Annotated in this window: 15 protein-coding genes; 9 read left to right on the forward strand and 6 right to left on the reverse strand. The window is 37.8% G+C overall.

The window, feature by feature from the left end:
• The first annotated feature begins 102 nt into the window (after positions 1 to 102).
• Genes AA637_RS07295 through AA637_RS07305 form a run of 3 tightly spaced genes read left to right on the forward strand, consistent with a single transcriptional unit; the run spans position 103 to position 2,577 of the window.
• Positions 103 to 1,260 carry a chromate transporter gene (locus AA637_RS07295; protein ID WP_446682192.1) on the forward strand — a complete coding sequence of 386 codons (1,158 nt, stop codon included), beginning with the start codon at positions 103 to 105 and terminating at the stop codon, positions 1,258 to 1,260.
• A gap of 59 nt (positions 1,261 to 1,319) precedes the next feature.
• On the forward strand, positions 1,320 to 2,207 hold the full coding sequence (locus AA637_RS07300) for an ABC transporter permease (RefSeq protein ID WP_446682193.1): 888 nt from the start codon (positions 1,320 to 1,322) through the stop codon (positions 2,205 to 2,207).
• A gap of 34 nt (positions 2,208 to 2,241) precedes the next feature.
• Complete coding sequence (locus tag AA637_RS07305; RefSeq protein WP_446682194.1) at positions 2,242 to 2,577, forward strand: hypothetical protein; 336 nt, start codon at positions 2,242 to 2,244, stop codon at positions 2,575 to 2,577.
• A 126-nt stretch (positions 2,578 to 2,703) separates the two neighbouring features.
• Here AA637_RS07305 and AA637_RS07310 read toward each other — a convergent pair whose 3' ends face one another.
• Positions 2,704 to 3,789 carry a PIN/TRAM domain-containing protein gene (locus AA637_RS07310; protein ID WP_069790004.1) on the reverse strand — a complete coding sequence of 362 codons (1,086 nt, stop codon included), beginning with the start codon at positions 3,787 to 3,789 and terminating at the stop codon, positions 2,704 to 2,706.
• 172 nt (positions 3,790 to 3,961) lie between these two features.
• Here AA637_RS07310 and AA637_RS07315 point away from each other — a divergent pair, with 172 nt between their 5' ends.
• Positions 3,962 to 4,699: a DnaJ domain-containing protein gene (locus AA637_RS07315; RefSeq protein ID WP_446682195.1), complete on the forward strand. Its 738-nt coding sequence runs from the start codon at positions 3,962 to 3,964 to the stop codon at positions 4,697 to 4,699.
• Positions 4,700 to 4,804: 105 nt separating this feature from the next.
• Positions 4,805 to 5,566 carry a DUF3153 domain-containing protein gene (locus AA637_RS07320; protein WP_446682196.1) on the forward strand — a complete coding sequence of 254 codons (762 nt, stop codon included), beginning with the start codon at positions 4,805 to 4,807 and terminating at the stop codon, positions 5,564 to 5,566.
• Here the strand turns inward: AA637_RS07320 and AA637_RS07325 are convergent.
• Positions 5,559 to 6,941, reverse strand: coding sequence for an AMP-binding protein (locus tag AA637_RS07325; protein WP_446682197.1), 1,383 nt, complete (start codon positions 6,939 to 6,941; stop codon positions 5,559 to 5,561). The two genes, AA637_RS07320 and AA637_RS07325, sit on opposite strands and share 8 nt — an antisense overlap.
• A 365-nt stretch (positions 6,942 to 7,306) precedes the next feature.
• Entirely contained in the window at positions 7,307 to 7,873 is a 567-nt protein-coding gene (gene def, locus AA637_RS07330; RefSeq protein WP_069790001.1) for a peptide deformylase, read from the reverse strand.
• Between the two features lie 57 nt (positions 7,874 to 7,930).
• Between def and AA637_RS07335 the strand changes: the two genes are divergently transcribed.
• Positions 7,931 to 8,056, forward strand: a complete 126-nt coding sequence (locus AA637_RS07335) for a hypothetical protein (RefSeq protein ID WP_446682198.1) — start codon at positions 7,931 to 7,933, stop codon at positions 8,054 to 8,056.
• Positions 8,057 to 8,069: 13 nt separating this feature from the next.
• Here AA637_RS07335 and AA637_RS07340 read toward each other — a convergent pair whose 3' ends face one another.
• Entirely contained in the window at positions 8,070 to 8,936 is an 867-nt protein-coding gene (locus AA637_RS07340; protein WP_446682199.1) for a Tab2 family RNA-binding protein, read from the reverse strand.
• A gap of 399 nt (positions 8,937 to 9,335) precedes the next feature.
• Here AA637_RS07340 and AA637_RS07345 point away from each other — a divergent pair, with 399 nt between their 5' ends.
• The 3 genes from AA637_RS07345 (at position 9,336) to AA637_RS07355 (ending at position 14,170) form a co-directional block, all read left to right on the forward strand.
• The gene (locus AA637_RS07345) at positions 9,336 to 12,380 is read left to right on the forward strand and encodes a peptidase domain-containing ABC transporter (protein ID WP_446682200.1); all 3,045 of its coding nucleotides are present in this window, start codon (positions 9,336 to 9,338) and stop codon (positions 12,378 to 12,380) included.
• Between the two features lie 70 nt (positions 12,381 to 12,450).
• Positions 12,451 to 12,948: a biotin/lipoyl-binding protein gene (locus AA637_RS07350; RefSeq protein ID WP_446682201.1), complete on the forward strand. Its 498-nt coding sequence runs from the start codon at positions 12,451 to 12,453 to the stop codon at positions 12,946 to 12,948.
• A 1-nt stretch (position 12,949) separates the two neighbouring features.
• Positions 12,950 to 14,170 carry an HlyD family efflux transporter periplasmic adaptor subunit gene (locus AA637_RS07355; protein WP_446682202.1) on the forward strand — a complete coding sequence of 407 codons (1,221 nt, stop codon included), beginning with the start codon at positions 12,950 to 12,952 and terminating at the stop codon, positions 14,168 to 14,170.
• 34 nt (positions 14,171 to 14,204) lie between these two features.
• On the opposite strand, the gene AA637_RS07360 is transcribed toward AA637_RS07355, so the two are convergent.
• Together AA637_RS07360 and AA637_RS07365 are read right to left on the reverse strand one after the other, a co-directional pair.
• Positions 14,205 to 17,129, reverse strand: coding sequence for a UPF0182 family protein (locus AA637_RS07360; protein WP_446682203.1), 2,925 nt, complete (start codon positions 17,127 to 17,129; stop codon positions 14,205 to 14,207).
• Positions 17,130 to 17,345: 216 nt separating this feature from the next.
• Positions 17,346 to 19,844 carry a glycogen/starch/alpha-glucan phosphorylase gene (locus AA637_RS07365; protein ID WP_069789996.1) on the reverse strand — a complete coding sequence of 833 codons (2,499 nt, stop codon included), beginning with the start codon at positions 19,842 to 19,844 and terminating at the stop codon, positions 17,346 to 17,348.
• Positions 19,845 to 19,902 lie beyond the last annotated feature (58 nt).

Here is a 19,902-nt window from a genome sequence, read left to right on the forward strand (position 1 = left end):
GGGGGTGATTGATAATGGACAATGAACAATGAACAATTAATTTAAACTTTAGATAATCTTTGTTGATTAGAATCAGGTTAATGACACAATTACTTTTAGTTGATGAGTTCTACATCTAAGAAGAAAAGCACAGATTTGAAGGAGTTGGCAATAGTTTTTTTTCGTTTAGGGGCGATCGCCTTCGGGGGCCCTGCGGCACATATTGCCATGATGGATGAGGAAATTGTTCAGAAAAGAAAATGGATTACTAGGGAAAGATTATTAGATTTATTAGGGGTTACTAATTTAATCCCCGGCCCTAATTCCACGGAGTTGGCCATTAATATTGGTTTTGATAGGGGCGGTTGGAAAGGTTTGATTGTGGCGGGCTCGGCTTTTATTTTACCTGCCATGGTCATTGTCTGGATTTTGGCTTATATTTATGTGCAGTATCAAGCCCTTCCCCAAGCTCAATGGTTGTTGTATGGTATCAAACCCGTAATTGTGGCGATTATTCTTCAGGCACTCTGGAAGTTAGGCAAGAAAGCCGTTAAAGATAATGTGACTAAGGTGGCGGGAATTTTGGCGGTGGTTGCCTTTTTTTTTAATATCAACGAAATTCTGATTTTATTAATTGTGGGCTTGGGGGTAATGGTTTATAAGGAAAGACATCGTTTTAATGTTCGTAATGCTTGGGTAGCACCAATGACGGTTTCCCCTTTCCTCGCCCAAACCAATGTTAGTGAAAGTGTTACTTCTCCTTCTGGATGGGGGGTGTTTTTATTTTTCCTCAAGGTAGGTTTTTTTTTATATGGTAGTGGTTATGTGTTATTGGCTTTTTTACAAAATCAATTGGTAGAACAAAATCAGTGGCTTACCTCTGAGCAGTTGATAGATGCCATCGCCATTGGGCAATTTACCCCAGGCCCTATTTTAACTACAGCAACTTTTATCGGTTATCTTTTGGCAGGGAATATGGGCGCTGTAGCCGCCACTGTGGGCATTTTCTTACCTAGTTTTCTGGTTGTTTTAATTATTAATCCTTGGGTTGAAAAGTTGAGAAATTCGCCCCTCACTGCTTCTCTCCTTGATGGGGTAAATGTGGCTTCTTTGGGATTGATGGCAGGGGTAACTTATATTTTGGGTACAGAGGCGATCGTTGACTGGATTACTGTTACCATGGCAATAACTGCGACTTTCTTAGTGTTTCGCTATAAATTGAATTCCCTGTGGTTAATTTTGGCAGGGGCGTTAATAGGATTAGTGGTTAATTTACTCTGAGGGTTGGTTGGGCGAGGTAAAATGAGGTTAGAGAAATTATAGTAATTGTTAACAATAAAATGACTCAGACTATAGATAATCAAAAATATCGGGCAATTTTAGCTCCTAATGCCGAAAATATCACTTTTGAGAGTAATGGCTTAAATGATTTTTTGCAGGAAACTTTTGCCCTGACTAAGCGTCTTTTCATTCAGTTACAACGCCGCCCTTCTACCCTCGTGGCGGGGGTTATTCAACCTTTTATGTGGTTAATTTTATTTGGTGCTTTGTTTTATAATGCCCCCCAAAGTTTATTTGGTGATGATTTTAGTTATGGGCAGTTTTTAGCTCCCGGAATTATTGTTTTTACGGCTTTTTCTGGGGCTTTGAATGCTGGTTTGCCTATTATGTTTGATCGAGAATTTGGCTTTTTAAATCGACTATTAGTCGCCCCCCTAGCCTCTCGATTTTCCATTGTGGCTGCTTCGACTATCTATATTATTAGTCTTAGTTTGATTCAGACTGCTGTAATTATTACCGCCAGTGCTTTTATTGGGGCTGGTTTACCTAGCGCTACGGGTTTAAGTGCGATCGCCCTTATCACCTTTTTGATTGTCCTAGGAGTGACAGGATTAAGTCTAGGACTAGCTTTCGCCCTACCCGGACACATCGAACTACTCGCCGTAATATTTGTAATTAATTTACCCCTATTATTTGCAAGTACAGCCCTCGCCCCCATGGCATTCATGGCAAACTGGTTACAAATCATCGCCAGTCTCAACCCCCTAACCTATGCTATCGAACCCATCCGCTATATTTATCAACATGGTGATTGGAATTTGGCTAGTATCGTAATCAGCACCCCTTGGACAGAAATTAACTTCGGCGTTGTACTACTTCTACTATGTGGCTTTGATGCGCTTATTCTTTTGGCAATCAAACCTCTTTTAAGTCGTCGTTTCGCTTAACTTTAAACCTAAATAAAATCAGGAATAATTAATCATGAAAAACAAACTTGTATATACATCCCTTCTCAGTGCTGCTTTAGTAATGGGTTACGGCAATCTAGCCTCCGCCCAAAATGCTAACTCCAATCAAAATGACATCTTCCAATCCAACGAACAAAACTCTCTTTATGGCGACAGCATCAACCCCATGCAGTTGATACACAATGCTAACATGATGAATCGCATGAATGGAGCCGCTTCCCCTGAAGCCACCAATCGAAACATTCAAAATGCGGCTCAAAGTTTTAGGGAAAGACAACTACAAAGAATGAGAGAAATGGAATTACAGAATAATAACTCAGAAGAAATAGAACTAGAAAACGAACTTTAAAAAAATACCCCTCTTTATAGGAGGGGTTTAAAAATAATATTATTGAAACAATTAACAGGTGCTGGAAAAGGCAATTAAATAATCTGGTTTTGGATTTCGATTATTTCAACCCAACACCCTAAAATTTTAATAATGATTAACCGTTGAATTGTTAGTTTTCGCAAAAATCATTCTTCCTGCAGAAGTTTGAAGGGCAGAGGTAACAGTAACCCTTAACTCTTCCCCGACATGATTATTAGCATCCTCCACCACTACCATGGTACCATCATCCAAGTAACCAATTCCCTGACTAGGTTCTTTACCATTTTTCAAGATTTTCAAATCGATGTAATCTCCAGGGAGATAAATGGGGCGAATAGCTTGGGCTAAATCATTAATATTGAGGATGAGAATTTTTTGTAAACTAGCCACCTTACTCAAGTTAAAATCATTGGTGATGAGGGTAGCATTAATATCATGGGCAAGGTGCAATAATTTGGCATCCACTGTGGCTACATCTTCGTACTCTTCGGGATGAATAACGATAATATCGGGGTATCTTTCCTGCATTTGATTAAGAATATCTAAACCCCTGCGCCCCCTAACCCTTTTTTGGTCATTGGTAGCATCAGCTAATTGTTGCAATTCTTGTAAGATAAACTGGGGTACTAAAATTTGTCCTTCAATAAATCCTGTATCCAATAATTGTTGAATACGTCCATCAATAATACAGCTAGTGTCAAGAATTTTGGTAGCAACGGGTTTTAGGGTACCTTCCGCCACTAACATTGATTCAATACTATTGGGGTTAATTAACCTTAAAAAAGTTCTTCCGTGGGTATCAGCGAGGGATACTCCTAATACAGCAAAAGTAACACTACCCAAAATTGCCAACATGGGTTTAAGGAAACTAAACTCGCTAGGAATTGGCAGGAGGAATATGGGGGCTAACATTAAGTTTGCCAACAATAAACCTAGTACCAAACCGATCGCCCTTGTTATAATAACTTCAATAGGGGTTTTCCTGATTCTTTGTTCTAAACGGCGATAAGTAGTTTGAGCAACTAAACCCATAGCCAAGCCAATAATAGAAGAAAAACCAGCGGCTAACCATCGCAGGGCTTGAATATTGGAGACTTGCCCTTGAATGTCACCGGGTAAAACTTGGACTATATCAAAGCCTACTCCCGCAAATGCAAGAACGAATATAGAAATAATAATAGCGTCAATCATAATAAATAAGTTGATCCTTGTTTGGATGCAGATAGTTAATTATATCTTTCAATAACGAGTGCAATTAATAATCATGCTAACTCTTAATCTATTTTAACTTTTCAGAGCGGTTTCCGAAGTTCGGTTATCTTTGGGTATTTGTAATAATGTAGAAAAACAGTAATGCTAATTTATGAATAAATTAGATAAATATTATCAAATACTTAATATACAATCAGGGGCAAGTGTAGAGGAAGTCAAGAAGGCATACCGACAACTGGCGAAAAAATGGCATCCTGACAATTTTAATGATAGTCCTGAAAAAGCAGAATTAGCTGAAAAAAAATTTTTAGAAATTCACGAGGCTTACGAAGTTTTAAAAAAATCAGGTAATTCTCCTAATTTTGACCAACAAAAAACAAAAAATCATGACAATAATTATGTTTTTGTCAGAAGGAATTTGGATACGAAAGAGAAAAAAGCAGAGTTTTATTACGACTTGGGAGTAGAGGAAGCGAAAAATGAGCAATGGGAGGAAGCTATAAGATATTTTACCCATGCTATTAAATTAAATGATAGGTTTGCTAATGCTTATTATTATCGAGGTGCTGTTTTGGATAAATTGGGTTTTGGGTTGAGGGCGCAGTCAGATTGGAATCAAGCTGAATTTTTTAAAAGTTCGCAAAATAACAAAGTTGAATTTAATAACTATAGCGATAATAAAAGAAAAAAAAGTAAGCAAAATATCGGAGTTAATAAATCTTTTCAAAAAAAGGAAGATAATTTTATTAAATGGTTAGGAGTTATTTTTGGGCTTGTTTTGGTCGCTTTTGGACTTGCTATGATTAGGGATACTAGAAATACGGAAAATAATAACCAAAGTTTTTATTACTTTTTGAATGATTATAATATTTCTTTGCTATTTAAATAGTTAAGGTGCGCTGAATAAATCACAAGTTGAGAATGTGAAATTGAAGGTGTAAACTTTAAGGATAGTTGGATTGTACTAAAAAAAGTTTTGATTGGGGATATTTAGATGATGAAGGTTATTTTTCAGAAGTTGGTATTATTTACTTTCTTAATTGTATGTTTGACGGGTTGTGTTCGTTATGATGTGGGGGTTAATTTTTCTCAGGCAAATAGCGGCACTATAATTCAACATATCAAATTAGGCGAACAATTAACCAGTTTTAGTGAATCGGAAGGTAATGCTTGGTTGAATGGTATTCAAAAACAGGCATTAAAGTTACATGGAAAGGTGAAAAGATTATCTCCAGAGGAGTTGGTGGTGACGATTCCTTTTGATAATGGGCAGGATTTAGTAAATAAATTTAATCAGTTTTTTATTTCTGAGGTTGATTCAAAGGTTAATCGCAATTTGACGGAAAAACGGGAAGATAGTCTCTTGGATTTGGAGGCAAATATGGCTATTAAGCAAAGTAATTTAATTTTTGTTGAAAGAAATATTTTAAATTTTTCCGCAAATTTGACTCCTTTGGGAGTGGTTTCTAATCAGGGCCATATTATTATTTCTTCGGGGGATTTGATTAATTTACAGTTGAGTTTTAATTTTCCTTGGGGGGCAAAGTTGATTACTAATGATTTTCCTACTTGGGAAAGGGAAGAAAATAATCAATATAATATTAGTCTCAAGGCGGGGCAAGTTAATGATGTGACGGCTATTTTCTGGGTACCTAATTATATCGGTTTGGGGGCAGGGGCGATCGCCCTTTTCATTTTATTAGGGTTTATTCTCAAATATCCTCAATCTCTCAAAACTATGAAAAAGGTTAGTTAGATTTTTCGCTGATGATTGTGGTGAGGTAACAATAATCGATTTTTCCTTGGGCATTACGGGGAATAGAGTCCATTTCATACCATACTTTCGGTATTTTATAATGGCTAATGTGCGATCGTAATTTATTTTTTATACTATCAATTATATTTTCAGACATAGGAACATATAAAGCACAAATAACTTGTCCCCAATAACTATCTTTTTTACCCAAAATAACTATATCTTTTACTAAACCTGTTTCCCTAATTAATTCCTCTATTTCTGATGGATAAATATTCTCACCGCCCGAAATAATTTTACGGCTATTTCTACCCACAATATGTAAATAATTTTCTTGATCTAAATAACCTAAATCATCGGTTTCAAAGTAACTATAATCTTGAGAATGAGGATAATATCCTTTAAATAAAGATGTACTTTTTATGGTAATTTTACCAGTTTGTTCTTCTTTCTTTTCTATATTAATTTCAGCGTGGGGCAAAACTTTTCCACTACTTTTTTTACCATTTAAAAAATTATCTGGAGACAAAATTGTCACCCCAGAAGCTGTTTCAGTCATACCATAGGTTAAAGCTAGATTGATTTGATAATTGTGGCAAAGATTTTGTAAATCTTGAGGAGTACTATTTCCGCCTACTAAAACTGTTTTAAATGGTATCAACCAATTAGGATTATTTTCTAAAAAAAACTTTAATTGAGTGGGTACAAGGGAAATAAAAAAATCTTGATAATTATTTAATGGAACTTCTTTTTTGAGTAATGAATAATCATAAATTTCTAATGTTCCTTTTGTCATAAAAGTTCTAATAATTTGCATTAAACCACTAACATGATAGAGAGGAAGACAACAAAAAGAATTAATTTTTTCCTCTTGCCAAAATTCATAAAATCCCATGGCAGAATTAGTTAACGTTAACCATGTATGAATTGCAAATTTAACTTTGCCAGATGTTCCCCCTGTGGGAATCATAATTCTTTCTGAAGGGTAGCAATGATTTTCTATATCTTCATTAGTGGTCAAAATATTTCCGTCTTTAACTCTTTTTAATAAAAGTAAAAATTGTTTATGATTATTATGATTATCTGAGTCTGTAAAAACCAAATTAGGTTTTACTATTTGATATACTTGCTCTAGTTCTCTTTTTTGCCAGTGAGGATTTAGCAAAAAAATAGATGATTTAGTTAAAATTGAAGCGAAAAAGACACTAATAAATTTGTTAGGATTATTAGTTGATAAAAATATTACATTATTTGTAGTTTGATTAATCTGTTTAATATAATAGTTTATATCATTTATAACAGAAATATTATTATTGTTATGGTAGCAGTTATTATTAAAATATTTAAGTAGTATTAAAAAGTTTTTTTTATCCACAAAAAAGTACCAAATTAAAGATAACAAATGAAGTTATCAAGTCAATATATAGCCCCCATTTTGCAGGGGTGATTCAAAGTAGGGGTAAGATTTATTTAATCTAAAATACTCACTGTAGAAAAGGCTTAAACCTTTTGGCTAGATCGATTTAATTACACCTACCTACTTAGGTAAATTCTGTAAATTAATTTACCTCTATTTTTACAAAAACATCACAGTCATTAAGTATAATTAGTTGGCTGATGAATAATAAAATGGCTCAATAACTCGTTATTTATGCCTTTGAGTTAAATTAAATTTTAAGTAAGAATGAATCACTCCTGCTATAAAAAAGGGGGATATTTGAGGATTAAAACTCAGACTATTTAGGAAATAGCAATGGATTGCACAGCGTTTATATCTAAACCCTGTTTAGTTAATTCTTGGGTAAGAATAAGGCTATTTTTAATCCTATCAACAAACAAAACTCCTGTAAGATGATCCATTTCATGTTGTATTACTCTTGCCATCCATCCTGAAGCCTTAATTCTCTGTTTTTTCCCGCTCAAATTTTTAAATTCTACTTCGATTTTTGAGGGGCGAGTAACATCGAGGAAGACGTTAGGGATACTTAAACAACCTTCTTCCAAAATACATACATCTTTGCTATATTTTCTGATAACAGGATTAATCATCACTAAAGGAGGATTGTTTTCGTTATCAGGTTGAAGATCAACTACAATCATTTGTTTATTGACTCCCACTTGGGGGGCTGCTAAACCGATACCATTTTCGGCATACATGGTTTGAAGCATTTTTGTCGCCAACTCTTTAACGGATTCGTCAATTTTGGCAATGCGTTTGGCATTTTGTCTGAGGACTTTATCTCCTAGTATATGTAACTTTAACGGTGCATTTACCTTTTCTTTTTCAACAATTAATGTATTGGTCATATTTTACTCTTTAGTAAGTTAACAAATCTCTTTTCTTTGATCATAAAACATTGTTGTATGTCTATTGGGGCGATAGTAGAAATTAGTTACTATATTGGTTTAACCATAATTTTAGTTAATTTTGTCAAGGCGATCGCCCTTAGTCATCAACAAAAAGAGTTGCTTTCGAGATATTATGCTTGATCATTAACCGCTACTATTCTTCCTTTAATAACCAAAAACCTTCAAAAGACTCGGACTCAGGGGAAGATTGGATGGCGAGAAAATGTACACCGTTGGCTTGTTGTTTGGCACTTTCAAATCCTTCCCCTTCAGCAAGGGTTTTTTCGTCGGTAAGATTGGCTAGAATCCAACTATCGCTTACTCCTGTTTCTAGGCAAATACGGGGAAATTGACCTGTTTCTAATCTCAGATAGCCTAATTCTAATCCAGACATCCACGCACCGAGGGGTAAGGCTCTTTTTGAAAAAATTATGAGTCCAGGGATTTTAGTATTTTTCTTGATGTTGGCAAGGGAGAGGGGAAATGCTTCCCCAAATGCGATCGCCCATTCCCTCATATCCTGAAAATCATCACTATTGAGGGAGACTAAAGCCCATTTATCATTGCGATCGCCCTTAACCGCATCAGGTAAACTAATGGCATTACCTTGGGGATATTGTACCGAAGCGGAAACTTTAGGGGCTTGATAACCGTCTTGATAAGGGTAAAAATCAACATCTCTTTCTGCTAACCAACGATTGAGGGCATAGGTATGGCGGGAAGCAAATACAGAAATATTAGCATCATCACAGGCTTTGATGATCATATTATTCATCTGACGGCGGAAAAATCTAATTTTACTGGGAGTTTCCCCCGCTTTTTCGATGGCAGAGGCGATCGCACTTCCCAAAGTGATAGAATTAACCTCACTATTCGAACAAAACTGGGAATAACGAAATATCGAATTATAATCACTATCAATGTCCGTTGGACTTTCGCAAATCAAAATTTCCCAAAGTTTTTTATTATTCTCATCAAAAATTGGACGTGAATAGAAATCTAACTCCCAAATTTTTCCCATGTTAAAGAATGTTGAATCTTAATATAAAATGAACAATATTATCAACCTTGTATCATATCATCCCCACTCCATCGCCATTATTTAACTCTCTAACTTTTTATCAACTGGTAAAACAAGCATTGCTCACCATCTTCGGTTAAAAAGTTAAAAATTGTTGAGAAATACGGCAGTCTATGGAAGTCACCATGGACAATGAGAAGAACTCATATTAAGATACATTACCCGAAAAACTAATGACACATTTCTGAGGAAGAGGTGCTATTTATAATGATCTAACTTATAATTACCCCTAGAAAACTCCAAACTGTCATAGATTGTATATTTATTCAACAAATTAATTTAATCTCGACAATATAACTGGAATATATAAAATTAATTGCTCACAACTATCAGTAAATCATGGTATATACTCTAGGTTCAGTAGAAGAATTTATCGCTACTGTGGCACCCTTTGATCGCCTATCCACCACCGAGATAAAACAACTAGCCCAAGAATTTAATCCCCTCAAATATGAAATGGGGCAAATCATGCTAGTCAAAGACAAGATTCCCCCCTACATTTCTATCATATATGAAGGACAAGCTCGTTACATTGGTTATGATCCTCGTACCAGTTTACCCCTGAGTTTAAAACTCGTTAGTCATGGTAATGTCATCGGTTGGCAAAGTTTACTAAGGGGATTTGCCTGTGAAACGGCGATCGCCTCTACCCCCGTAGTAGCCCTTACCCTATCTCGGGAAAAATTTTTAAATCTCCTTGAGCAAAAACAAAATATCAAGGAATACTACCAAAATACCCCTGGATTAATAGAAATTTTTGACAGCCTCGGCTACCAACTAAGCCACCGTGCCACAGGGGAAGGAAACCTCAAAATGTTGAGCCAAGAGGCCCTCAAAACATCCCAAGTAACCCATCTAAACAAAGGGAAAATTACCAAAATTCCCCCCGCACCCCAAGGACATATTTGGTGCTTTAGTGGCGGTAAAATCAAAGATTTGACCATTGGGGCAAATATCAATCAACAGGAAACCATCGAAGCAGAGACAGAAATTCGCCTTTTATCCCTCGATTTGATGCTAATTGAATCAGCCCATAGTAACAGCACTCCCACTCCCCCTCCTGTTGACAAAAAAGATGATCCTTGGCAGGAACATCAACAACCTCCATCCCCAGAAGAAATCCCCACTGTTACGCCCAAAGTTTTGATGGATGGAGACGGAATACCCCAAGCCGACAATAGCGTTTTACAAGAACAACCCCAAAACCTTTTCCAAGAGCCAAAACAATCCCTAAAAAGTTATCCATACTTTTCCGGCAGAAGTGAAACTGACATTGGCATTGCTTGTTTTAGGATGCTGTGTAAACACTTCAATATTCCCTATAAAGGAGATATTCTCACTCGAGTTATCAAACAACAAGTTGAAAATAGTGGACGGTTATCCCTCGAAGTTTGCGGGGCGATCGGAGAACTTTTAGGGTTAAATAGTCAATTAGTAGAAGTACCAGCAGGAGCATTTGCAAGACTAGAAGCCCCCATCGTTGTCAAACTAGAAGATTCCCTCGTGGTGATTTACTCCACCAGTGATAAAACTATCATCGTGGCAGATCCTACCCTCGGTAGAATCAAGGAAATGAAAACCATCAATTTCTTAGAAAGATGGGGACAAAAAGGCAAAGCTCTACTACTGAAGAAAAATAAAGAAACTGCCCAACAAAAATTTGGCTTAAGTTGGTTTGTACCATCTCTGATTAAATTTAAGTGGATGTTGGTAGAAGTATTTGTCGCCTCCTTCTTCGTCCAACTTTTCGCCCTAGCCAATCCCTTGATGATTCAAGTAATCATCGATAAAGTAATCGTGCAAAATAGCCCCGATACCCTGCAAGTATTGGGTATTTTCCTCGTTGTCTTAGCTGTTTTTGAAGCCATCCTCAGCACCCTGCGGACTTATTCCTTTGTGGACACCACCAACCGCATTGACATGGCACTAGGTTCGGAAATCATTGACCACCTATTAAGGTTACCTCTGAGGTACTTTGAAAAGCGTCCTGTGGGCGAAATTTCCACCCGTATTAACGAGTTAGAGAATATTAGGTCATTTTTAACGGGAACTGCCCTAACAGTGGTACTAGATGCGATTTTCTCCGTTATTTACATTGTGGTGATGCTGATTTATAGTCCCATGCTCACCCTTGTATCCATGGCGATTATCCCTATATTTATCGTTCTTACCATTGTCTTTTCTCCTCTCATTCGTCGTCAGCTGAGAGAAAAAGCTGAGCGTAACGCTGAAACTCAATCTCACCTTGTGGAAGTCATGTCAGGTATTCAAACCGTCAAGGCTCAAAACATCGAGTTGAGATCCCGTTGGGAATGGCAAGAACGTTACGCCAGTTATGTAGGCACAGGGTTTAGGACGGTAATTACTCAAACCCTCGCAGGTTCTGCCAGTAATTTTCTTAATCAACTCTCTCAGTTATTAGTGTTGTGGGTGGGGGCTTATTTAGTATTACAAGGGGAGTTAACCCTAGGACAACTAATTGCTTTCCGTATTATCGCGGGTTATGTAACTTCTCCTATTCTTAGACTGGCTCAGTTATGGCAAAACTTCCAGCAAACTGCTCTATCCTTGGAGCGTTTGGCGGATATTGTGGATCATCCCCAAGAAGGTGAAGAAGATCGGGATAACATTCCCATGCCTGGCATTGAGGGTAATTTGAAATATGAAAATGTATGTTTTCGCTTCAAGCCTAATACTCCTTTACAGCTTAATAATGTCAGTATTGAAATTCCTGCGGGTACTTTTGTTGGTATTGTCGGGGAAAGTGGTGCGGGTAAGAGTACCCTAACTAAGTTGGTGGCAAGGCTTTATGAGCCTGAATCTGGACGAATTATGATCGATGGTTATGATGTTAACCGAGTGGAGTTGTATTCCCTACGGCGTCAAATTGGGGTTGTTCCTCAAGAGAGTCTCTTATTTGAAGGAACAGTTATGGATAATATTGCCCTCACTAATCCTGATGCTACTACCGAGGAAATCATTGAGGCGGCTAAGGTCGCCGTAGCCCATGAGTTCATCATGAATCTTCCTAACGGTTATAATACAAAGGTTGGGGAAAGAGGTGCTTCTTTGTCTGGGGGTCAAAGGCAGAGAATTGCGATCGCCCGTTCTGTCCTCCAAAATCCTCGGATGTTAATATTAGACGAAGCCACCAGCGCCCTTGACTACAATACAGAAGCTCAAGTCTGTCAAAATTTAATTACCGCTTTTGGCGATCGCACCGTTTTATTTATTACCCACCGCTTAGGAACCATTAAAGGTGCTGATACCATCGTAGTAATGGACAAAGGAACCATCGTAGAAGTAGGTACCCACGCAGAATTGATGGAACTACACGCCCGTTACTACTACCTCTATCAACAACAACTTAAAACCGAAGTATAACCAATTCAATTATCAGCCCGACTTTTTCCCCAAAGGCTGATTTACCAATCCACCTTACCTAAAAACAACCATGCAATCCACAGATAATAGAAATTCTGGTCAAGAAAATCTCCTCAAACGAGATGGACAACCTGAAACCCCTCAAACTCAAAAAGACAAAGTAAACCTAGACGCTTCTGGGTTTGAAAAAGGAGTCATCCTAAAACAATCCCCCGTCTGGTCTAGGGCTATGACTTGGACTATAATGGGTGTTACTGTATTTGCAGTATCATGGGCATATTTTGCCAGAATTGAGCAGGTAGTAGCCGCCAGAGGACAACTCAGACCAACCAATGCAGTACAAGAAATTCAAGCCCCCATCAACGGGGTGGTTAGTACCGTCAATGTAGAAGATGGTCAAAGAATCGCCGCAGGGGATGCTCTCCTGATATTTGACTCAGAAGCATCAGAAGCCCAACTCGCATCTCTCTTAACTATCCGAGAATCCCTAGTCAAAGAAAACCGCTTTTATAGAGGCCTCACCAACTCCCGTTTTAGTACCGCCCTCGTGGAAAAAATATGTCATTGATTTGGAATTATCTCCCGAAATTCAGGCCCTCGCCCTTAACCGTGCTTCCATTGTGGAAGAAATACAGTTTTATGAATCCCAAATTGGCACCAGAAACGGTAATAACCTCAGCCCAGATCAAGCCTCCCGTCTGAGTGCCGCCAACAATGAACTGGATTCTCGCTCTCAGGTAGCACAATTGAAAATTAGTCAACTAGAAAGACAAAGAAGTCAAAATAGTAGTCAACTATCCGATGCCCAAAGACAACTAATTAACGATCGCACCGTACTAGAACAAATCAGGAATAGAAATAGAGATGCCATCGCCCGGGCCGAAGAAAGTCTCAAAATTGACGAAGATATTTTGGCTAACTTTGCCCCTCTATCAGAAGAAGGTGCCGTATCTAGGGTACAAACGGATCTACAAAGGCAAAAAGTTCAAGATCGCCAAGCTAGTATCATTCAACAAAGAAGTAACGGCAGAATAGAAGAAGAAAGACAACAACAGCAAGTTCAATCGCGTCTAGCTCAAATTGAACAACTTCAAGAAGAGCAAACAAGGATTAATTTGGAAATTACCCAAGCCCAACAAGAATTGCGTAATACCATGGCGGTTAGTGAAAAAGATGTGCGCGATCGCATGGCAGGAAATAACCAAAGACTATCAGAAATTGATAGCCAACTCAACCGCATCATTATTGATAACGAAAAAAGAATCGCTGAATTAGACAGTCAAATTAGCTCAGCCCAACAAACTATCCGTTACCAAGAACTAAAAGCTCCCGTATCAGGAACGGTATTTGACCTCCAAGCTAGTCCTGGGTTTGTTCCCCGTAGTGGTATCTCGGAACCTTTGTTAAAAATAGTACCCGATCCAGGTCCTGATAATCCCCTCATTGCCGAAGGATACATCACCAACGAAGACATCGGTTTTGTGCAAATCGGACAAGAAGTAGATGTGAGGATTGACACTTTTTCCTACAGTGAATTTGGGGATATAAAAGGTACCGTGGAATTTATCGGCTCTGATGCCCTTCCCCCCGATCAAATTTATAACTTTTATCGTTTCCCCGTCAAAGTAGAATTGGAGGCCCAAGATTTAGTAGTTCGTGGTAATCCTGTGGATTTACAACCAGGAATGTCTGTGAGCTTAAATATTAAAGTTAGAGAAAATAGAAGTGTTCTTAGCTTATTTACTGAATTATTTACCAAAAAAGTCGATAGTCTCAGAGAAGTACGTTAACATTTGCGAGGAGTTAGGTTCAAATAGTTGAAATTTACTCAATGCCCAGCTCCTGAAGAGGTCTGATAATGGTGGACTCGGGGGCTTTCTCTGGGTCAAAAACCCCGTCAATGGCTTCTTGAAGACTGTTAGCCATGACAATCCTGTTATCATAAACCACAATCACCCTAGTAAGGGCTGGAATACTATTTTGATCCGCTTCTAGGTAAACAGGCTCAACATATAACAAAGACTGTTCGATGGGAATTACTAATAAGTTTCCTTGGATAGCTTTCGAGCCTTGGCGATTCCAAAGGGAAATTTGCCCCGAAATTAGAGGATCTTGGTTAATTAAAGCCTCAATTTGATCTGGTCCAAATACTAATTCTTGTTTAGGAAATTGGTATAGTAACAGTTTGCCATAGTTTTTCCCGTCACTACGAGCCGCTAACCAAGCGATGAGGTTAGGACGAGAGACAGGGGTATAGGGATGTAAGAGGATAAACTCTTCTTCATCGGCGATGGGCAACTTCATAATGAGATAATAGGGATTAATGGATAAAGGCTCATCTCCATAAATTTCTTGGGGTACTTGCCATTGATCTTCCCTGTTATAAAATACTTGGGTGTTTTCTACATGATAGGTGAGTAGTCTTTCTGATTGGGTTTTAAATAAATCAATGGGGTAACGAATATGTCTCAAAATATCTGGAGGCATACTGCTCAAAGGTTTAAAAAGTTCGGGAAATACTTTTTTCCAAGAACGAATTAGGGGATCATTTTCTTCGCTGATATAAAAAGTTGTTTTACCATCATAAGCATTGACTAAAACTTTTACTGAATTACGAATGTAGTTAAATTGATTCTCCCCTGGATCTGAGTAGGGATAATAATTAGAAATGGTATAGGCATCCACTAACCAATAGAGATGATTTAAGTCATTGGGTTCTCCATCTGCCACTACAAGATAAGGATCTTGATCGTAATAAAGGAAAGGGGCGATCGCCTTTATCCGTTCATTAATGTTACGACGAAATATAATACGAGTATCAGGGGTAAAATTATCCGTCAACAACATTCGCCAATCCCGCAGATGAACAGCAAAGACCAATTTGCGCCAAACATCAGCAATATTAATTCCCCCCGAACCATCATAGCTAGTATTAAAATTCTCCTCTCCACTGGGAAAATCAAACTCAGGAAACCTTGTATTAGTCATCACATAAGTATTTGCCAACTCCCCAAAATAAATACGAGGGCGCACAATGGGAATACTATCCCGAATAGCAGGAGAAGAAACACTCAACCCCCCCGGATCTAAATCTGAGCCAATATCACTGATAAAATAAAAAGGTAATCCTCCCTGCTGTACCCGATTCACTGGAGACATGGTAAAACCATACCCATGGGTATAAATGAGATGTTTATTAACCCAAGTTTTTGCCTGTTCAGGTACCAATTCATAATCTAACTCTCGGGGAGCCACAATTACCTGAGTATAATTACTATCACCCTCATCATTTTTAATGTTATAACGATCAATATCTGCATCAGGAAAAACATAGTAAGGTCTGATTTGTTGCAATTGACGATTTGCCTGAAGGATGGGGCGAGTATCCCAAAGACGAATATTATCAATGGTTAAGTTATTTTTTTTAATATCTTCTAGGGTAAGAGAGCCTTCGGGATTAAAGGTTTGCACTTCAATTTGATCTAAGTTAAAAGCGGATCTAGTTTGTTTAATGTTACGTTCGATGTAGGGTTCTTCTAGGCTTAATTCATTGGGCTGTACGATGGTATTTTGGAAAACTTCTATAACTCCCAAACCACCACCGTAAAAAACAATATAAAAAATAAAGGGCAAAAGAGAAAAGGATAAACCCTTTTTACGTTGATTCTCTCTTCCATACCCCGTGATGGATTTGATCAATAACCAAATACCAATGGCAGATGCGATCAATCCCGCAATGGTTTCTAGGGGCAAATTAATGATAATGTCGGTATAACCAGCACCATAAACTACTCCTCTGGTAGAGAAAACTAAACCATAGCGGTTTAACCAGTGAATAATGGCAATGGTAAACATTAAACCACTTAAAAGTCCGTATATATGTCGTAATTGTTGACGGGATAAACCCTTAAATCCCCCCTCGCTAAGGCTATTATTACTTATTAAATAAATAATTAAACTAGCACTAATACCATATAAAAACAGTCCTTGTACCCAAATATCTAATATTTGTAAAAAAGGTATTTTAAAAATATAAAAACTAATTTCATGATTAAATAAAGGTTCAGTTTTATCAAAATCAACACTATTAAAAAACCATAAAAATCTAATCCAATAACCAGAAATTATTAAAGCAAAAACTGCACTAATATAAATACCAATAAAATTCAACCAAAATCTTGGTTTAAATAATACTAAAATAGTAGCAGTAAAAACTATTAAAATTTCCCAAATATTTGCTGATATGCCAAGAACTAGGTCAGCTATTCCCCTAAGATGAAAGGGTGATTCTACCCTAGGAGTTACGTTGGGTAAATTAATATTTAGTTGCCAAGCCTCATGGGCTGTTTGAGTATAAAAAATGAGGGCTAGTCCAATACTGACACTGAAAAAAAATAGAAGAAGTAACAGTGATTTTAACTTTAAAGGAGATGACTGAGGCGCAAATTCTTCTAATTTCTTTTTATAATATAGGTGCTGATGATTACTCTGTTTGTAAGCAATAAAGATGTTACTAAAAATAAAAAGTGATGAGATAAAAAAAGTAACTAATCCTAATAATAATTTAGTTTTAAATTGAGTTAAAAAAGTTTGTAAATAACCTAATTCCTCAAACCAAAGAATTTCTACCCCTAAACGACTTAAACCTATGGCCGATAGCCAACCTAACATTATTAAAGATAAAAAGGCAATAATAATTTTATGGTTAAAAACAATTAATTTGACGGGATTTTTATAAACCTGTGTCATAGGGAAAACAATTGACAATGAGCAATGGACAATGGACAATTAATTTATTGATTATCAATTATTTTAAAGACAAAATACAGAATCCCCCCTAAGCTTATTAGCAAAGAGGGAAATTAATCATTGAGAGGGTCAGAAATTACAAATGATTAACTCTGAGTTGTATGGTACAAACCAGAAAACATTAATTTATCATAATTATCCATTTTCAATTCTCAATTATCCTATTTCTATATTAACAGCATCAACATCCCAGATTTCTTTGCAATACTCTCTGATGGTGCGATCGCTAGAAAACTTAGCCATACGGGCGCTATTGAGGATAGACATTTTCGTCCATTTGTCCTGATCTTTATAAGCCTGAGCTACCTTGTCTTGACAATCAGCATAGGCGGCAAAATCAGCCATGAGCATATATTGGTCGTTGTAAAGTAAATAATCAACGATGGGCTTAAATAAATCCTTATTACCATGACTAAAATACCCATCTCGAATACGATTAACCACTTGGGCTAGTTCAGAATTTTCTTCATAATAGTCCATGGGATTATAACCATTTGCCCTATACTCAGATACCTCCTCAGCGGTTAAACCAAACAAGAAGAAATTTTCTGCCCCTGCTTCTTGGCGAATTTCGATGTTTGCCCCGTCCAAAGTACCAATGGTTAAAGAGCCATTCATGGCAAACTTCATATTACCAGTACCAGAGGCTTCTTTTCCTGCGGTGGAAATTTGTTCGGATAAATCAGCGGCAGGATAAATCTTTTGTCCGAGGGATACATTAAAGTTGGCTAAGAATACCACCTTAATTCTGCCCCGTACATCAGGATCTTTATTTACCACATCTGCCACACTGTTAATTAATTTGATGACTAATTTTGCCATAAAGTAACCGGGAGCCGCTTTACCACCAAAGATGAAGGTGCGGGGTACTACTTCTACATCAGGATTTTCTTTGATTTTGTTGTACAGAGCGATGATATTTAGTACCGCTAAATGCTGACGTTTATATTCATGAATACGTTTAACTTGTACGTCAAAGATAGAGTCAACGTTAACTTCGATGCCTTGTTTTTTGAAGATATACTCAGCTAATCTTTGCTTATTAGCTTTTTTGATGGCCTGCCAGCGATCGCAAAATTTCTGATCATCAACATATTTTTCTAACCCTTTCATAATGGTTAAATCTTTTAACCAACCATCACCCACTTTTTCTGTAATTAATTTAGAAAGTTCGGGGTTACTGAGCAAAATCCAACGACGGGGAGTTACACCATTGGTTTTGTTGTAGAATTTTTCGGGCCAGAGGAAAGCAAAGGCACGGAGGGTTTCTTTTTGTAATAACTCGGTATGAAGTGCCGCTACACCATTGATGGCGTGGCTACCCACACAGGCTAGATGTGCCATGCGTACTTTTTGTTCTGAGCCTTCTTCGATGAGGGATACTTGCTCTAATAATTCCTCATTGTCGGGGTACCATGTGCGCACATCTTCGAGGAAACGATGGTTAATTTCAAAGATAATTTCGAGGTGACGGGGTAGAAGTTTTTTGAATAGGCTTACTGACCATTTTTCCAAAGCCTCGGGTAAGAGGGTATGGTTAGTATAGGCGAGGGTTTTTTGGGTGATATACCAAGATTTATCCCAATCCATGGCGTGTTCATCTACCAATAGACGCATTAATTCGGCAACGGCAACGGCGGGGTGAGTGTCGTTGAGTTGGATGGCGACTTTGTCATGGAAATTGTCTAGGCTAGGGTTACGGCTTAGGTGTTGTTTGACCAAGTCTTGGAGGGATGCGGCCACAAAGAAGTATTGTTGAGCTAGTCTCAGTTCTCTTCCTGCGGGGGTGTTATCATTAGGATATAAAACTTTGGAAATGGTTTCGGAGTTAATTTTCTCCTCCACGGCACGGTCATAATTTCCAGCGTTGAAAGCCTCAAAGTTAAACTCTTCACTAGCTTCTGCTTTCCATAGGCGTAGAGGGTTTACGGTATTGGTTTTAAAACCAGGTACGGGGGTATCATGGGGAATTGCCAATACGGTGCGATCGGGTATCCAAGATACTCTACAATTACCTTTAGAGTCGCAGTAGGGCTGGGTATAGCCCCCTAGTTTAACTTCGATGGTTTCGTTGGGTCGAGGAATTTCCCAGGGGTTGCCAAATCTAAGCCAGTTGTCAGGTACTTCTGCTTGCCAACCGTCTCTAATGAGTTGGTGGAAAATACCGAATTCATAGCGAATACCGTAGCCAATGGCGGGTATTTCTAAACTAGCGAGGGAGTCGAGGAAACAAGCGGCTAGTCTGCCTAAGCCACCGTTACCCAAACCTGGATCTGGTTCTTCTTCTAGTAATTCTTCTAAATCTAGGTCTAATTCTTTAACTACTTGCTCTACTTCGTGGTAGATGTCTAGGTTGACGAGATTGTTGCCTAGATGTCTGCCCATGAGAAATTCGGCGGACAGGTAACATACTCTTTTGGTGTTGCTTTCTCTGTAGGTTTCGATGGTTTTGAGAAAACGATGAAGAATTCTATCTCGGATGGTGTAGGCGAGGGCTACGTAATAATCTTGTTTAGATGCTTTATTTTGGTTTACCCCTTGAATATAGAAGAGGTTATCTAAAAACGCCTGTTTGAGCGTTTGTGGACTCATACCAGTGCGATCGTCTTCTACTGTAATATTATTATTGTGTTTAGGGATTGTTGTCTCTACCATAGTATTTTTCTATACTTCTATATTGTTAAGGTTATACGATCTTTTAAGAATATTGCTA

It is taken from the genome of Cyanobacterium sp. HL-69, assembly GCA_002813895.1.
GTDB lineage: Bacteria > Cyanobacteriota > Cyanobacteriia > Cyanobacteriales > Cyanobacteriaceae > Cyanobacterium.

What these genes read in the sequence shown, in the direction of transcription:
- AA637_RS07300 (WP_446682193.1), top strand. Translation starts at nt 1,320, where the DNA reads ATGACTCAGACTATAGATAATCAAAAATATCGGGCAATTTTAGCTCCT.
- AA637_RS07315 (WP_446682195.1), top strand. Translation starts at nt 3,962, where the DNA reads ATGAATAAATTAGATAAATATTATCAAATACTTAATATACAATCAGGG.
- AA637_RS07340 (WP_446682199.1), bottom strand. Translation starts at nt 8,936, where the DNA reads ATGGGAAAAATTTGGGAGTTAGATTTCTATTCACGTCCAATTTTTGAT.
- AA637_RS07305 (WP_446682194.1), top strand. Translation starts at nt 2,242, where the DNA reads ATGAAAAACAAACTTGTATATACATCCCTTCTCAGTGCTGCTTTAGTA.
- def (WP_069790001.1), bottom strand. Translation starts at nt 7,873, where the DNA reads ATGACCAATACATTAATTGTTGAAAAAGAAAAGGTAAATGCACCGTTA.
- AA637_RS07295 (WP_446682192.1), top strand. Translation starts at nt 103, where the DNA reads ATGAGTTCTACATCTAAGAAGAAAAGCACAGATTTGAAGGAGTTGGCA.
- AA637_RS07335 (WP_446682198.1), top strand. Translation starts at nt 7,931, where the DNA reads ATGTCTATTGGGGCGATAGTAGAAATTAGTTACTATATTGGTTTAACC.
- AA637_RS07345 (WP_446682200.1), top strand. Translation starts at nt 9,336, where the DNA reads ATGGTATATACTCTAGGTTCAGTAGAAGAATTTATCGCTACTGTGGCA.
- AA637_RS07360 (WP_446682203.1), bottom strand. Translation starts at nt 17,129, where the DNA reads ATGACACAGGTTTATAAAAATCCCGTCAAATTAATTGTTTTTAACCAT.
- AA637_RS07350 (WP_446682201.1), top strand. Translation starts at nt 12,451, where the DNA reads ATGCAATCCACAGATAATAGAAATTCTGGTCAAGAAAATCTCCTCAAA.
- AA637_RS07365 (WP_069789996.1), bottom strand. Translation starts at nt 19,844, where the DNA reads ATGGTAGAGACAACAATCCCTAAACACAATAATAATATTACAGTAGAA.
- AA637_RS07310 (WP_069790004.1), bottom strand. Translation starts at nt 3,789, where the DNA reads ATGATTGACGCTATTATTATTTCTATATTCGTTCTTGCATTTGCGGGA.
- AA637_RS07320 (WP_446682196.1), top strand. Translation starts at nt 4,805, where the DNA reads ATGATGAAGGTTATTTTTCAGAAGTTGGTATTATTTACTTTCTTAATT.